The 15,978-nt window shown below is 44.4% G+C and carries 9 protein-coding genes and 3 pseudogenes; 4 read left to right on the forward strand and 8 right to left on the reverse strand.

The features are described from left to right. Positions 1-2: 2 nt before the first annotated feature. Positions 3-3,050, reverse strand: coding sequence for an ATP-binding protein (locus tag ACFSUB_RS15990; RefSeq protein WP_380714287.1), 3,048 nt, complete (start codon positions 3,048-3,050; stop codon positions 3-5). A 640-nt stretch (positions 3,051-3,690) separates the two neighbouring features. Between ACFSUB_RS15990 and ACFSUB_RS15995 the strand changes: the two genes are divergently transcribed. The 4 genes from ACFSUB_RS15995 to wecB are packed head-to-tail and all read left to right on the forward strand — an operon-like array spanning position 3,691 to position 7,785. Then, complete coding sequence (locus ACFSUB_RS15995) at positions 3,691-4,455, forward strand: hypothetical protein (RefSeq protein ID WP_380714288.1); 765 nt, start codon at positions 3,691-3,693, stop codon at positions 4,453-4,455. After that, a complete protein-coding gene (locus ACFSUB_RS16000; RefSeq protein WP_380714289.1) occupies positions 4,452-5,687 on the forward strand; it encodes a glycosyltransferase family 2 protein in 1,236 nt (411 codons plus the stop codon). The genes ACFSUB_RS15995 and ACFSUB_RS16000 overlap by 4 nt, the downstream gene beginning before the upstream one ends. Beyond that, on the forward strand, positions 5,684-6,676 hold the full coding sequence (locus ACFSUB_RS16005) for a hypothetical protein (RefSeq protein WP_380714290.1): 993 nt from the start codon (positions 5,684-5,686) through the stop codon (positions 6,674-6,676). The genes ACFSUB_RS16000 and ACFSUB_RS16005 overlap by 4 nt, the downstream gene beginning before the upstream one ends. Next, on the forward strand, positions 6,673-7,785 hold the full coding sequence (gene wecB, locus ACFSUB_RS16010; protein WP_380714291.1) for a non-hydrolyzing UDP-N-acetylglucosamine 2-epimerase: 1,113 nt from the start codon (positions 6,673-6,675) through the stop codon (positions 7,783-7,785). The genes ACFSUB_RS16005 and wecB overlap by 4 nt, the downstream gene beginning before the upstream one ends. Positions 7,786-7,810: 25 nt before the next feature. Here wecB and ACFSUB_RS16015 read toward each other — a convergent pair. The 7 genes and pseudogenes from ACFSUB_RS16015 to ACFSUB_RS16045 all read right to left on the reverse strand — a co-directional run. After that, positions 7,811-9,465, reverse strand: a pseudogene (locus tag ACFSUB_RS16015) (DUF2334 domain-containing protein). 631 nt (positions 9,466-10,096) lie between these two features. Then, entirely contained in the window at positions 10,097-10,849 is a 753-nt protein-coding gene (locus ACFSUB_RS16020; RefSeq protein ID WP_380714292.1) for a zinc ribbon domain-containing protein, read from the reverse strand. Further along, entirely contained in the window at positions 10,846-12,225 is a 1,380-nt protein-coding gene (locus tag ACFSUB_RS16025) for a TcaA 3rd/4th domain-containing protein (protein ID WP_380714575.1), read from the reverse strand. The genes ACFSUB_RS16020 and ACFSUB_RS16025 overlap by 4 nt, the downstream gene beginning before the upstream one ends. A 6-nt stretch (positions 12,226-12,231) precedes the next feature. Beyond that, positions 12,232-12,297 (reverse strand): annotated as a pseudogene (locus tag ACFSUB_RS16030) (zinc-ribbon domain-containing protein); the annotation flags it as partial. A gap of 440 nt (positions 12,298-12,737) precedes the next feature. Continuing rightward, entirely contained in the window at positions 12,738-13,988 is a 1,251-nt protein-coding gene (locus ACFSUB_RS16035) for a CAP and S-layer homology domain-containing protein (RefSeq protein WP_380714293.1), read from the reverse strand. 910 nt (positions 13,989-14,898) lie between these two features. Next, positions 14,899-14,976, reverse strand: coding sequence for a putative holin-like toxin (locus ACFSUB_RS16040; RefSeq protein WP_380714576.1), 78 nt, complete (start codon positions 14,974-14,976; stop codon positions 14,899-14,901). 83 nt (positions 14,977-15,059) lie between these two features. Then, a pseudogene (locus ACFSUB_RS16045) lies at positions 15,060-15,833 on the reverse strand (ISL3 family transposase); the annotation flags it as partial. Between the last annotated feature and the right edge of the window lie 145 nt (positions 15,834-15,978).

Below are 15,978 nucleotides of genomic sequence, written 5' to 3' on the forward strand. Positions count from 1 at the left end.
CTTTATTTCGGTATTTTAAATGTTACTGTCGTTCCTTTCCCCGGCATACTTTCAATATCCAACCCTTTTCCGTAGAGTTCTTTCAACCTTTTATTTGTATTGGGGATGCCGACACTCTGCCGATTCGAATGTATGTTCAGCATTTGCTGCGCAGCTTGGTTATCCATACCTGCGCCGTCATCGATAACGGCTATTTCGTAATCATTTTGATGCTCTACCGCTTTTATACAGACCGTACCTCCACCCACTCGTTGAAGTATGCCATGTCTGACGGCATTTTCGATGAGGGTTTGGATAGACAGGGGTGGAACTGTGATGTTCAAACCGTCTTCAATGTCCCATTTAACTTGTAACCTTTCGCCAAATCGCTCTTTCTCAATATACAAATAGGAGTTTATCAATTTAAATTCTACATCGAGCGATACGAGAGATTCCGTGTTATGAATGTGAAAACTTCTTTGGAGATAGTTGCCAAACTCACTGATCAGTGTAACCATTCTGTCGGTATCCACTTCACTTAATGAGACAATGGTGTTTAATGTATTAAATAAAAAGTGTGGTTGTATTTGCGCTTGCAGCCAAGCAGCCTCCACACGCAGTTGTTCTCTAATGGACTGTTTCAGTTTGACAAGGGCCTCAACACGGACTTTCAATTCTTTAGCATCTACAGGTTTTGCGATGTAGTCGTTGGCGCCGGCGTCGAATCCGGTATATATATCTTCCTGCTGATTACGTGCCGTAAGAAGCAATATAGGTAACTCCGAGATTTTAAACTGTTTCCGGATTCTTTTTGTCAGTTCATACCCTGACATGCGGGGCATAATGACGTCTGTAACAACTAAATCCCAATCTTGTGTATCTATCATTTCCAATGCTTCCTGTCCGCTTTTGGCTGCGGTGACCTCATACTCAGCAGCAAGTATCATTTCCAATATATTCAGGTTAACCGGGTCATCTTCTACGGCTAGTATTTTCCCTTTGTTTTCTGTTTGATCCCCAACGTTTGCTTTGATGAGAGGTAACGAAGGATGAAACGATTCTATTTTTTCTTCCTTCGTAACGGCGACCTCCTGACTGTCTTCTCGTTCATTTGGAGCGTCCTCAGCCAGTGGAAGTGTGAATGTGACAACAGAACCTTCTCCGACAACAGAGCTTACAGTGATATCCCCCCCATGCAGTTCGACAAGTTGTTTACAAACCGTAAGCCCCAGCCCAATGCCATTTTCCGCTGCATTGGCATCCACTTGTTCATAAGCTTTGAAAATACGATCCTGTAAGTCTTCACTCATGCCGACACCCGTATCTGTAATAGAAATGGCTGCCTTACCATAATGATGTTCGGCCTCTATGATCACAGTCCCTTTCTCTGTAAACTTCACTGCATTATGAAGAAGATTAAATAAAATTTGCACCACGCGATCCTCATCCGCTTCTACCATAGGAAAAGTTTCCGGGATGTTTATAGATAACCGCAAATCTTTTTCTGCCGTCATAAAGCGAATCATGTCAATAACACCAACAGCCACGGGATGAAGATCTATATTCTTCTTATAGAGACGAATCCGCTGTTCTTGCAGTCGAGTCACGTCCATCAGGTCATTCAGGGTATGGGTCATCCGCCTGCCAACATTAACAAGCAGCTCCAGTTTTTCTTTACTCCTGTTTGTTAAGGGCTCTTGATTATCCTCCAGTATCGTTTGGGCGATATTAATCACCCCGTGAAGAGGGTTACGCAATTCATGAGAGGTATTTGCCAGGAATTCATCTTTTTTCTTATCAGCTTGCTCCAGTTCCTCCACAAGCTCTACTACCTGCTGATTCTGTCTGTAAAAACGTTTGAACCAAAAAATAGCAAAACTGAAAAAAGCACATAGATAATCAAACGGATAAAATGGTATGTTTATCCCTGTGACTTCTTTAATAAACCCCCACAATATACCAGATGTCGTACTCACAACAACGATAGCGATAAATATAGATTCATCTTTATATTGGAAGTAGTCCTTTAAAGCTAATGGCACAACGCCAATAAAAGATACAAAATAAAGAATAAAAAACAGGCTGTTCACCCGCGTTAAATAGTCAAGCGGGAGAATGAAAATAAGCAGGGTACAAAATCCGTACAGCATCGTAAACCAACGAAAGCGTTTATATTTCTGTGCATTTTTCAATAGATTCCGCATGATTTGCACAAGAAAAAACGCCGCTCCAAGGTAAATAAATTCTTTAAACTTAAACGACCATTCAAAATTAAAATGAAGCCACTCCATAAAGCTGCTATTGTAGGTAAGCAGTTCATCTACAGCCGGAAACACAAAACCAACAGCAAAGAAAAGCATGATTTTCGTCCGGGAGACAAAAAGATAAATAAGCAAACTGTAAATACTATGCAGGAGAAGAATAACGACTAAGCTGATTAACAACGTATGTTCAAAGTTTCTATCCTGCGTCACCTGCTCCGCGGCACCAAATGTTATCGGACTGCTTACTGCAGCACCACCAGGGGTATCGAAATTGGAAACCTGCAGCATAATGTCGATTTTCTGTTTTTCAGAGGTGAATGTTACAGTGTAGGGATTGCCCTTGCCTAGATGTTGATCTGTTTCTTTCGCGGCATGACCCGAATATCCTTTTAAATCCCCGTTCACAAACAGAGAGGAAGCTGTATCTGTCGACGGAATGCTTAGGGAAAACGATTGCTCTGAATCAATAGTTTTATCAATAAGAATCTTTAAATGATAAGTTCCAAATTTAGTAGAAGAGTCTTCACTTGATTCCTTCGCTGTATTATCGCTGTGTGTACCTGCATCAAAAGGAAGCTCTTGAGGATTTTGGGCCAATGTTCCGGGGAAAAACACCCATCCCCCCTCAAAGGAGACAGGAGATTCACTCTTCACATTGTATTCCCGAAGGTCCAATACCCCTTTTTCGACTGCAGGCTTCTCTGAGGGGATATGATACTCAGCCCATAACAAACGAAATCCTGTTAAAACCAACATGATTACGATTAATATAATGATACTTTTCGATTTGTTTCGGGTTGATGTCAAGGTTGTCGTACTCCTTTTAACGGTTCGTTGGACACGAGCGGGAAATGCTTTTCTATACATCATAGGAACAAGAGGGGGAAAAGCTCTATAGTTCTAATAATGGCAAAAAGCAGAGCTTCGACTAATATTCCGATAGTGCTGTTCATCCATTATCAATAGTTGATATCCCACACCACGCTCAGCCTCATCATATTGTAAATAAAAAAGCAGCTTTAGATAAAATTAAATTCACGAAAAAAGCCAGCGAATAAAAAACGCCAGCTTAAATAATGAAACTACAAAAAGTAATTATATTTTAACATACAGGCAGAAATTTTATTTACTACTCTCATATATCTCTTTAAAAACAGATAACACTGTCATGGCTTAAGGAAATCCTGCATAACCACTGCAGTGATTGATTAACTCTACTATTTCATCTTTTGAAACAACCACCCTCAACACTGCACGAAAATGGAGTGTTAAATCAGTACCCTGATCATACGCAATCTCAGAATAAATTATTAAAAATATCAACTTATTATAAATTTGGACCATAACTTTTTTATTACTTATTTGCTGTAAGGTGACAAAACGCTCTTCGGCTTGTAAACTATTATATTGGTTTACTATCATTCTAAACTAAAACAAGGTGAAAGCAATGAACAAAAATTTTATTATAGGAATATTGATTCTACTTATTGTTGGACTATTTTGGATGATGCACAAGGGCGATTTTCCCTTCAAACAGCTCCTCTATTTCAATACATTCGTTGTCATTGCAACAATGAGTCTAATCCGCCGCCGGCTCGTTTACTTTCTGGCTGTAACGCTCATTCTGGGCTTTGGACTATTTTTGATTGTACATGCGTTTCTGATGGTGCAGACATCCCGATATGACCAAATCGATTACATTTATGTGCACCTCCTGTTTTCGTGCATTATTATTTGTACATGGATTCTGTTCAGTTACAGCAAATCTATCGGTGATGCCAATGAAAAACTTCATGAACAGGTTCAAAAACTCCAGCGTTATACCGAATATACGAACATACTAACAATTCCTGAATTTCAGGAACAGGCACGGTGGGCACTTACCTCCGTTCGCAGAAACCAGACACAAGCATGGCTCATTGAACTGCAGATTGGCAATGTGGACAAGCTTGTGCAGCAGAACTTACAGGAAACAATGGAATCCATTGCACTGGAAGCTATCAGAAGCCGCTTTGACTTAGTAACGTCCTCGCGGAATCATATTTATATTTTGCTTAAAGATACACATGAAAAAGGAACAGAAATTGTACTGGAACGTATCAAACAACATTCCCGGAACAGACTGAATCTCGTTGAGCATCCGTTCTCTGCTTCTATGTCTATCATTGAAAACGAGACATTTCTTGAAAAGATAGGAGAAGAACAGTTATGACCACATTACTCTACTTATCCACTTTGATGTTCTGGCTGTTACTCTTGTATTATTCTATCGTCACTATTGCAGGAGTCAAACAGCGGTCGGATTTGAGCTCCGCGCCGCCGCTTTCTTCGTACCCAAGCGTCGCTGTACTGATTCCGGCGTTTAATGAAGAAGTCGTCATGGCAGATACACTTCGCGCCATGCAGCGGCTCCATTATCCGGGAAAACTCAATATTTATGTGCTCGATGATCAATCAACGGACGACACCGCGGAAGTGGTACGCCGGTTCACCCGCGTATTTTCGTCTATTCATCACATCACAGTACCTGCTGGTAAATATAAGGGTAAATCGAGAGTGTTAAACTACGGGCTGCATATTTCCGACTCTGATTACTTTGTTGTGTTCGATGCAGATAACGAACCAGAACCGGATGCCGTCCGTAAACTCGTGGAACAGGCGGAGCAGACGGAGAACGCAGCCGGAGCGGTCGGCTACGTCAAAACAAAAAACATGTTCAATAACTGGCTCACCCGGATGATTGGTCTGGAATTCCAGGTATTCCAGCTTCTCATGCAAAGCGGCCGGTGGACACTGTTTAAACTGGGCTCGCTTGCCGGTACGAACATGCTGTTGAAACGTTCGGTGCTGGAGGAAGTTGGAGGATATGATGAGCAGGCCCTTGCAGAAGATGCCGAGCTGACGGTCCGGGTTTCCTCATCCGGCTACATGCTTCCGGTCGTACCCGGATCACGTACGTGGGAACAGGAGCCCGAGCAGCTTCGTGCATTTATTAAACAAAGAACCCGCTGGCTCACCGGAAATATTTATATCATGGAAAAATCATTTCACGAGCTCACTCACTGGAAAGGCAGGACCTTCTTCCTTTCCATACAGCATGTTCTTACGTATTTAGTATTTATCCTGCTGCTTTTGTTTTCCGACATTTTCTTTGTCATGGGGCTGGCCGGCTTCCCGCTTCCTGAGTTCGCAGCTCCTCTGCTTTTAATCTGGTTCATCAGTTACGTCGTATATATTTCCCACTTTTTCAGCGCCATTGTCATGGATGAAAATATTTCGCTGAAAAACGTCGGATATATACTTATTATGTATTTTACGTATGCACAGATTTTCCTTATTCTTTTGACAAGAAGTCTATTTGTTTATCTTTGGGGGCGTATCCGAAACAAAACAATCGCCTGGGACAAAACACAGCGTTATAAAAGCAAAGGGGACGAGACATGACGAAAAAAAGGATAACGCTGTGGACTGTGCTGCTTTTTGTTACGGCGGTGGGTCTGATCTATGCACCGAAGGATTCAGAGAAGGCAGTTGATACGGTGGAAAAACACTATACCAATGACTATGGAATGATTCATGCATACCCGGATGATCCCGCCTCCTCTTATCTTTCAGAAAGTGCCGGTCTCTATATGCAGTATCTCAATCAGACCAAAAACAAAAAAGCTTTCGCCGAGCAGGCTGATCTTGTATCACAGTATTTTGTCACACAAGACACCGAACAGCAGCACATCAAATGGCGTCTGGAGAACACCACCGCCAACGCCCTCATCGATGATGTCCGTATCATAGACGCCATGGTAACGGCCGCTTCCTTATTTGAAACCCCGGCATATAAGGATCTTGCCGATCAATGGACCGGCGTTCTCGCAGATACCCAGCAGCAAAACGGGATTTATGTAGACTACTACGATTGGAAGCGGGATAATGCAGCTTCCCGGATTACACTCAGCTACATCACTCCTGAACTGACTTCCGTCCTTCCGGATACCAGGAAAACGGAACATATACTGACAAATCTGGACCGCTCCGGCGTTTTCTTCCCGAAATATTATGATACCGGCACGAAGTCGTATCACAGGCAGGATGAAGTCAACATGATCGATCAGCTGCTTATTGCCCTGAACCGTCTGCATGCCGGCGCCTCTTCTCCCGCATTCCATAAATGGATCATACAGGAATGGCAGCAGAACCGCCTGTACGGAAGGTATGACCGGGATACCCTGGATCCAGCTGTGGAATACGAGGCACTCGCTGTATACGCCCTGTTTGTCATGTACCTGCAGGAGTCGAATGCACCAGGCAAAGCGCAGGAAGTGGAAGAAAGAATGCAGGCGCTTAAAGACGAAATGAATCCGGACAATCTCCATTTTTTTGATTATATATATGATAAACTGGCCGGCCATTATGAAAAAGAAAGGAAACCGCAATGAATCGTAAAATAAAAGTAATGACTGTTTTTGGCACCAGGCCGGAAGCCATTAAAATGGCGCCGGTCGTGCAGGAATTGGAAAGACATTCCGATTCTTTTGAGACGGTGGTTGCTGTGACAGCCCAGCACCGCGAAATGCTCGATCAGGTACTCAACATTTTTGACATTCATCCGTACTTTGACCTGAATATGATGACAGCCGGACAAACACTTTCTCAAATCACAAGCAGAGTCATGGAGGGAATGGACCGGATTTTCAAGGAAACAGAACCGGATATTGTGCTCGTTCATGGTGATACCACTACGTCCATGGCTGCTTCTCTCACCGCCTTCTACAACCATATCCAGATCGGGCATGTCGAAGCAGGGCTGCGCACAAGCAATAAATATTCCCCTTTCCCGGAGGAAATGAACCGGGAGCTCACCGGAGTGATGGCAGATTTCCACTTTGCCCCTACAGAAATGTCCAGAAATAATCTTCTACGTGAAAATAAACGTCCGGAACAGATTACTGTCACCGGCAATACCGCTATCGATGCTTTACACACAACAGTCAGCAGCACATACGCAAGCTCTGTGCTGCATGAACTAACGGACAAAAGAATCATTCTGATGACGACCCACCGCCGGGAAAACCTGGGAGAGAACATGTACCGCATTTTTCAGGCGGTCCGCCGGCTCGTCGCCACACACCCTGATATTCATGTTCTTTTTCCTGTACACCTGAATCCCGCCATTCAGAAGTTATCAAACGACGTTCTTGGTGATATGGACCGAATCCGTTTAATTGAACCACTCGATGTCATCGACTTCCACAATTTCGCCGCCCGCACCCATCTCATTTTGACAGACTCCGGCGGTGTGCAGGAAGAAGCTCCTTCCCTCGGTGTTCCCGTTCTTGTATTACGCAATACCACAGAACGACCGGAAGGCGTCGAAGCCGGGACCTTAAAGCTCACAGGCACGAGGGAAGAAGATATTTTCGAAAGTGCGCATCAACTGCTGACGGATCAGCAACTGTATCAAAGAATGGCAAATGCCGCGAATCCCTATGGGGACGGCAGCGCTTCCCGGCGGATTGTCGAAGAGATTACAAAATATATGACCTAATATCGTAAAAAGGAGCCTCGGTATATTACCGGGGCTCTTTTCGTCGTTTAGCCGTTCTTTTTCTTATAAAGATTGCCGCGGCAATGACTAATACGAGAACCGGTACTGTTCCGTATCGAAGCGCGCTGTTCCGGACTAATTTTCGTTCATACTGTCCGGTTACGACCGGCTTGTCGACTTCTATCTTTCCGTTGTCCGAAGTAATTCTGATATCTCCTGCGCGAACCGTGTTATGGCGGTCTTTCAAGTTCAACCAGGCTGCGCCTTCCACGGCTTCAAGGTTCTGCACAACTTTTTTCAAACCTTCAAGTCCTAAATATGGATGATAGAAAGCAGACAAATAGGATTTTGTAAGAGTAGACCGCTTTCCTATTTCCTCTTTCATACGCTCGAAGGAAGCCTGCTCCCCCTTTTCGATATATCCCAGTGTTTCCGGATAAACTGTCATGCCATGGAGAAAAGATGGCTGAGATTCATAGGTCGGGGCGTCCTGGCTCTGCCACGTGTCAACTATTAACTGAAGCTGTCCCACATAGGAACTGAAATGATGGGACACCATCTCATATCCCTGCTGCGACATGGCATAGTGGGGGCTTCAAACGCTAATGGATATAAGTTGTGGGCAGTCAGCTCCCGGATACCGCTGGTTAAGGCGTCTTTTATATACTGCCGTTCAAAGGCCGTCCCCTCTTCCATATACGCCCGGTACGCTTTCTCTGATTCAAAGTCCCCCCTTACGTTTCCTTTTTCCTCAGCAGGCTGGAATATCGGTCTGTCATGTTTAACATCCCAAAACTCAAAACCTTCTCCAGTCTCTGAACGTCTGTACTGATGCTTATACCCATGCAGAACGATACTTGCTCCGTTATCCTGCATGTACTGCAGGGTTTCAACCAATTGGGGCGAGTCCGATAAATGAATGGTCTCCCCTTCTTCATTGGAATACACCGGGATAAGAGCCACTAAATAAGGAATATTCTTTTCCGCCAGATATTCTGCCTGTTTTCGGAGCATTTCCGGATCTGAGAGCGGATCAATGTCTTCAAGTCTCATATATTTCACTACATTTTTATGTTGGTCGTCAAAAAACGATGTCAATGACTCACTGACTACCTGTTCGAAAGGCGGAGAAATTGTTTCTCCCGAAAAGTAGTAACTATTCCCGGAGTGTACCGCTACCGGCGAGTCCCCGCTTTCCGCCGTGACGGATGCATTCCTATTCGTTTTAACCGCGTAAACAATCCGTTCTTCCGGCAGAGAAAGTGTTGTTCCCGTCCCGCTTAAAGAAACACGTTGAATCAATTTTTCCCCCTGCCATTGCAGGAAAGAAAACTGTTTCATCAATTGATCTGCATTGTGTCCGGCCGCATAAATCTTTCCCTGATAGTTATTCAGAGTATGTATCGTTCTTTGAGGCAGCTGCTTTTGAACACCGCCGTAGTACACAAGATGGCTGTAGGAATCCACATCTTTTTGCTGCATATTTTCGTCTGTTGTCCATGTTATATCAGAGCTGAACTGACCAATCAGCGCATCGAGCATTCTCACTTCTTTCATCTGTTCCTGACTGCTGGATGAGTATATGAGCAGTACTTTCGGCTCTTCACCTTTTTCAGCAGAGACAGGAGATGCTCCCAGAAGAAGCATTACGCTCACCATAAGAAACATCCACTTATACATGTTTCTATCTCCTTTTCCTATTTTTCAATTATCTTACTATATAATAATATTTCTCAGCAATAAACCCATATCCAAACTAATCTATATTTTCTTTGCCGCATTAACTGGACCGGTTTGTCTATCGACACAGAAAATTGTGCCTTTTAACGTCGGCAGGTGCTTCAAGGTTTGGCCGGTAAAGGCGGTTGTTTGGCATGTATTTGTGCTGATTCGGCCTGTATTCCAGCCTATTTGGCCTGTACCGGCGGCCTCCGCTTGTATTACGGTGCACTTAGCTGGTAAAGCATGCGGTTTGGCATGTATTCGACAAAAGTCCGCTGGTAACACCCAGCCCACCGAACAAACCCCGCACATGCACACCGCGATAAACACAAAAATCCGGACGGTACCGACGGCCGCGCAGGGCTCTTCGGATACTCATCCGGATGTTTACGTTCCAAATGTTTCACTATATCAATACTGCCATTACAAAAAGGGGCGCTGTCTCCGGCCGGCGAGGCGGACGGGAGAATCCAGGTCGATTTTATGATCGCCAAGATAGGCCCCCGTCTCTACATGACCCCGACGGAAACAGCCCGGCACGAGACAATCGGTTTGTCTCCCTGCTGGTGATTGATCCCCCTTCTACTCATTAGAAAAACATATTCATGCCGTTCATTTGATTTAGTATGTTCCGGACAATACTTTCTGCAATAAAGTATGTTACAGCACCCATAACGCAGAACGTACCCAGGGACGCATAGAAAGAATCCAGACCGCTTTGGGTTTTGTTCAAAAGATAATAGGTGGTGACAAGCGCTGTTGCTGTAACGCTTAAACTTACGAATAAAAACAAAAATGACAGACTAACGACATGGATCAAGGCCAGCAGGAGGCTGGCAGCTGTTAAAACTGCACCTGCTGTTACTAAACTGCCGTAAACAGCAATGATCTGCTGAAACGACGTACCGGAATGCATCAGCTTAAGTGCACCGAATATCACAGCCAGCATCACTGCAAATAGCAGGAGAAGAATAAATGCAGGCTGCATGAAACCACTGCCAAAGGAAATTTGAATCATTCCCATAGGTATACTGCTTAGATGAACAAAAAATGTTAACGGAAGAAAAATAATGAATAGAAGCAATGAGACGAGTCCGTAGACCCATTCTTTCTCCGTCAATCCCGCAGCCATTTTCACGGGTGTCTGGAGTCCATGTTTCACAAAATCCAGATACCCTTTCCCAAAGGATGCTGCTGTTTCTTTACCGACAGCACCTGCAACCGTGGCAGCTGACTGTTCCTGAGATACTTCTTTCTCTTGTTCTTCACCTTCTCTGGTTCCGCAATACACACAAAAGACGGCACCTTCTTCCCACTCGCTTCCACATGATTGACATTTCATATTTCGTCCCCCTCTTTATATTCGATTGGATTGTCCAGTTGGTTAAAGAAACTATTTTCTTTCGTGAATTCATCAATTTCCCATGAATCCGTATCTTTGTTGTAAACGTAGTAAAGGGTGTAGTAATCCGTTAAGTTATCCTGGTATTCCTTCTCATCTTCCAAATGGGTTTGATCATAATCCATCTCGAATCGCGCTGCCAGCGCTGTCTCCCCATTATTATTTTCAATCAAGTTAAAAGTATCTTCATAAGCCAAGGCATTCACCTGTATCTGCTGTACCTTAGTGGAATCCTCAAATGCTTCTTTCATATCGCTGACCGCGGCTTCAGATACATGTTCGATACTGCCTATGTTCTCTGCCTCTGCGGACCCTTCAAATGCAGAAAGAACGCTGTAAGCCTGATCCGCCAGTCCTTGTTGTGTTTTTTCCCCAACAGGATCCAGCGTCAGTTCTGTGCTCCGGCTGTCAATCGCGACCGGTTCCGATTCCCTTGTCCCCCATGGGAATGCCACTTCCATAGAGGCAGTAGTAGAGCCATCCATAGATACAGGGAAGATATCTTTCTCCATGGATTCATTTGTTTCGACAACTTCTCCATTCACTTTCATTACAGGCGAGACAGATTCTGTTTTCTGCCAGACATCCTCATACGTGATAGTCGTTTCGCCGCCTTCCAGATTTACATGCTCCTTCACTGTCCGCTCTTCTCTATTCGTGGTAGAAAGTTCTTCCACCGTCTCAAGGTTGGCATAATCCCCTTCAAAAACAGCCGATACCTCATACTCTCCAGGCGGAACAGGACCATATTCTATCGTTTCCCCGCTTTCTTCCACGACCCCTGCTGATTCTCCATCTACCAGTAATTCAGCTCCAGGCATATTCGTTGAAAGTTCTATGTAATACGAAGGCATCTGCACCTTATATTGATCAAAGAATGTCCCCTTGTCCTCTACTAAAGAAAACATCGATCCATCTCCTGATTCCAACCAACCTTCTCCAGAAACTGTTTCTTCCGTTTGATTATCTTCCTGAAGCGCTGCTGATTCGGCTTCCAGTGAAGATATAATCTCCTTGGAAGCAGAAGGATTGTCATTCAAAAAAGTCAAGATAGATTCTATATCCTCAGTCTTCACCTCCATACGTTCATCTTCTGCTGTAAGCATACTGCTGAGACGCTCAGCATCTTTTCCCTCCAATGCCTCTTCAAAAGCAGAAACCGTTCTCTCCGGACTGAACAGCATACCTGCAATTTGAAAGAATGCGAATACAATAATAATAACAGCCGCCGCGGAGTAGATTCCGATTTGATACATCTTCGGAATATCTCCCCACTTTTCTTTCAGTGATTTCGCCGGCTTCTTCTCTGAAGACATCGATGTTCCGCAGGAAGGGCAAAAAAGTGCTTCCTGCCTGGCCTTTGTTCCACATGATGGACAATGCTTCATACGTTCTCTTCCCCCACATTCCGTTCATACATAAAAGTTTCAATACCGCTTATTGTTTTACTTTTTTTAAAAAAAGTTATAAAAAATAACATCATTGAACACAGTTATACCCACTCATTTCCTATCAGCGGATATAGTAATATGCTTTGAATTAAGACCTTAGCATCATAAAATGAGGGTACCATATTCCTTTTTATTATGAAACAGGACATCTTGAAGTTTTACAAGAAGAATAACAGATACAAAATGTTAACAATGACATAAGTCTTCCGAAACAATATATAAATATTCAATATATGTAAGGGGGATGCAGAAATGAAACATTGGTGGAAAAGCACTTAAACAGCCGCAGAAATTTCTGAGGCTGTTTTGAGCCCGTAATGCTTATTAAATAACTTCTTTCCATAGAAAGCTTTAGATTCATTCTGGCAGACAGAATCTTAAGGTTCCATGTAATATCCGGCCGGGTCTTCTTTCTTGCCAAACCAGACGTGGGCATAGTTTCCTTTTATACCAACTCCCATCACTTTTAAGTCGGACCAGCTGTCTTCTCCAATAATAACGGTATTATGGCCCGGCGAGTTCTTCCAGGCTTCCAGAGTTTGTGCTGGTTTGGGTCCCAGAGTGTTCATGTAGGAAATCTCAAAACCGTTTCCGGTGTACTCTGTCAGCTCCTTTGGTTTCTCCCACATTCTTTCACTGTACTTGTGATCCCCTGTATAACAAACCGGAGACCAGCTCCCGTTATCCGACCAGCTGTGAAGGTTGCATTCCATGCCGCGGTCATCCGTTCCGTCTTCCGGCACGTATTGATTGGAATCCTCTACGTGAGTACGCGCAACCTTCGTTAATGATTTTGAAACGGGCATCGGATCGAGCCCTGACGATGTGCGGTAGTCATTGATTAAGCGGGCCAGCTCAGCTTCTTTGCTGCTTAACTGCTCATTTGTTTGTTCTTCTGCCTTGTTATCTTTACTGCTCCCAATTGCGTCTGCTTCACCGGTATGATCCATCTCATTTTTCCACGGTTTATCGTCCACGGTAAGATTATCATTCAATCTCTGCATTTCATTATAGGCTTCCTCATATCTTAAACCATCGACATCCACATAGTTTCTCCCCTGCTTGTCCACCCGGTGTAAAAACGTCACCGCTTCCGCACGGCTCAGTCCTAATTCCGGAGCATACTGCTCCTGTTTCGTTGCCCCCTCTACTTTTCCCGTCGTTAACCCTTCTTCAAATAAATAATCAATGGCCGCATCTTCTTTCGGACTGTCTCCATTCAAATAAGCAATCACCTGCGCAATGGTACCTCGTGTTGCCGGCTCATTCCGTACAGTATTGTTTTCATAGCCCTGCAGCGGCACTGCATAGTTCTCGAGCGTCTCATAAATACCATCCGCCCAGTGACCGCCTGATGCTTCGTCGGCGCTTCCCAGATCAGCACCATAATAGGCCAGAATGACCTTGGCGAACTGGGCTTCGGTCAGGTTCTCACTCGGGCGGAAAGTATGATCATCATAACCCGTGATCAGTTCTTCTTGACTACCCCATTCAATCGCACTTTCTGCCCAGTAATCCGTGCGTACATCCATGAATGTTTCCGCTGCCTCCGTGTTGCTGCTTAATAACAGACCAGTAAGCAGTATACCCCCCATTACCATTCTTTTGGCCTTCAACTTGTTCATCATCCCTCTATCCCCTCATCATTCAATGACTTTCGAACTATATGTATCTTTTATCGGCACGATCGAGAATTTTTCTACTTATACTAAAAAAATTCTCACATGTTGACTCATTGAATTATTGATAATGAGAATACAGGAAGAAGATTCTTTTCGTTTTGTTTTACCAAATGGTTATGACTTCGGTATCGGCTGCAGGATATATCAAAGTGTTTCAAGAGCCCGGCATTATTGTAGAATAAGTGTCTGGAGAGGATCACATCCCTGATCCAGGAGCTGAAGCACCGCCTAAAAACAGCGTTTAACACCTCTACGTTACGTTTATCCCGGAGTAAAAGAGACAAACGCAACATAGACAGGTTCATAATGACGTTTACGAAGACCGGAGAAGGAAGAAACGTCACTATGGCTGATTCATGGTTACGTTTGCACCCTCCCGAGCAGGTGTAAACGTCGTTATAACGTTTCCAATGCGGAGAAACCATCGAATAACCACCAACCAAAAAGCCGTCCCCAGAAAAGAAACCGGGCACAGCTTTTCAAATACAGGCAGATAAAATGATCATGAATCAGGATGCGGCCATTTATAACTGCCGGGGATGAACCGGCGGTGATCTGTCACTCTGAACAGAATGATTATCGTGAGTAGTAGTTATAGTCTTCCTGGATCCTGTTTTTGCTTTCCGTGGTTCAAAACTCTCTCCGATTAATATTATACCGTCTCAATGTTTACGTTTGGGGCTCCTGTGGTATGATTTGATTAAACATGCATACTTTTTGAGCAGCAGCATAAAACGAAAAGGAACCGCAGGTGCTGGTACACCTGCGGCCTTGCACAGCAGCCGCTTTAAGAGCGGATGGGCTCTGCCCGGTTTCCGTTACGGAAATAGACCGCACACCTAAGCCGAGGGGCGGTCTATTTCTTTTGCGGCATAAGCAGCACGATTAACGTCCCAAACATCACCATCAAGGATAATGTCTGATACATGTCCATAGGCTCAACCTCCCCTCCGGGAGATTAGCCTACCGCCCTTAGAAGTCCTCTGTTGCACAAGTGATATTTTTTCATAACCCCCCCCGTCTGCGGTCGTATTCATGAAAGTCTTTCTGGACGTTCCGGCGAACCAGATCCAGGGCCCAGTAAATATAATGGCAGAAATGAAAGCGGTCCGCGATGATAATCGGAGATCCTAATGCCTGCTGGAAAGCGGATTTAAAGGAAGGGCTCCTATCCATCACCACGATCTCCACCTTCGCCCCTTTTTCCCGTAAATACGGTTTGATAGCGGCGGCGGTGCGATCCGGCAGAATATCAAGAGGTTCCCCGGTCCGACCATCTGCGATAAGGACTTGATACTTCCCTTGATCTGTATCTCCTTTATACTCATCGATGGCAATGACCTCGGGTAGTTCTTTCACTTCCTGGATCATGGGCCCCGCCAGACGGTCAAACCGCCGCATAGCTGTTGAAGGGGATGTATGAAACGGATCTGCGGTATCTTTAAAATTCTTACCCTGAATGGTGCGAAGACCTAACGCTTGATTCCATTCCACCGTGTGACGTTGATAACGCTCCACCACACGGGTCTTTTCCGGAAACTTCTTACCACAGGAACAGGCATAGCGCCGCTTGCGATACATGAAGTACGACGTCCGTTCCAACATCTTCAGATGTTGGATTTTCTGTATACGGTAATCATGAACACGGTTGGTCCTTTCCCCGCATGCCGGGCATCTATGCGCTTTTCGTTCCTTTTCCACATGGATATAATACCTAGAGCCCACCGTCTCCGTTTTCATCACGTTGAATTCTTCTAAACCGGGTACATTCATGGTAAAATGCATAGACACGCAACTCCTGCCCTTTCTTGTTTCTGGACAATTCAAGTATAAAGGAGTTTGCGTGTTTTTTAGCACGAAATGGTTTTAAAACCCCAACATTTATTGTAGAGCCCTTTTCTTCCATTTATAAATCAACGTAGTAATGTATTAAGCC

This window comes from Salibacterium lacus (assembly GCF_042684865.1).
GTDB classification, from domain to species: Bacteria; Bacillota; Bacilli; order Bacillales; family Marinococcaceae; genus Salibacterium; species Salibacterium lacus.

Excerpts from the sequence above, each read along its gene's own strand:
- ACFSUB_RS15995 (WP_380714288.1), top strand. The coding sequence starts at position 3,691 with ATGAACAAAAATTTTATTATAGGAATATTGATTCTACTTATTGTTGGA.
- ACFSUB_RS16000 (WP_380714289.1), top strand. The coding sequence starts at position 4,452 with ATGACCACATTACTCTACTTATCCACTTTGATGTTCTGGCTGTTACTC.
- ACFSUB_RS16005 (WP_380714290.1), top strand. The coding sequence starts at position 5,684 with ATGACGAAAAAAAGGATAACGCTGTGGACTGTGCTGCTTTTTGTTACG.
- wecB (WP_380714291.1), top strand. The coding sequence starts at position 6,673 with ATGAATCGTAAAATAAAAGTAATGACTGTTTTTGGCACCAGGCCGGAA.
- ACFSUB_RS16020 (WP_380714292.1), bottom strand. The coding sequence starts at position 10,849 with ATGAAATGTCAATCATGTGGAAGCGAGTGGGAAGAAGGTGCCGTCTTT.
- ACFSUB_RS16025 (WP_380714575.1), bottom strand. The coding sequence starts at position 12,225 with ATGTCTTCAGAGAAGAAGCCGGCGAAATCACTGAAAGAAAAGTGGGGA.
- ACFSUB_RS16035 (WP_380714293.1), bottom strand. The coding sequence starts at position 13,988 with ATGATGAACAAGTTGAAGGCCAAAAGAATGGTAATGGGGGGTATACTG.
- ACFSUB_RS16040 (WP_380714576.1), bottom strand. The coding sequence starts at position 14,976 with ATGGACATGTATCAGACATTATCCTTGATGGTGATGTTTGGGACGTTA.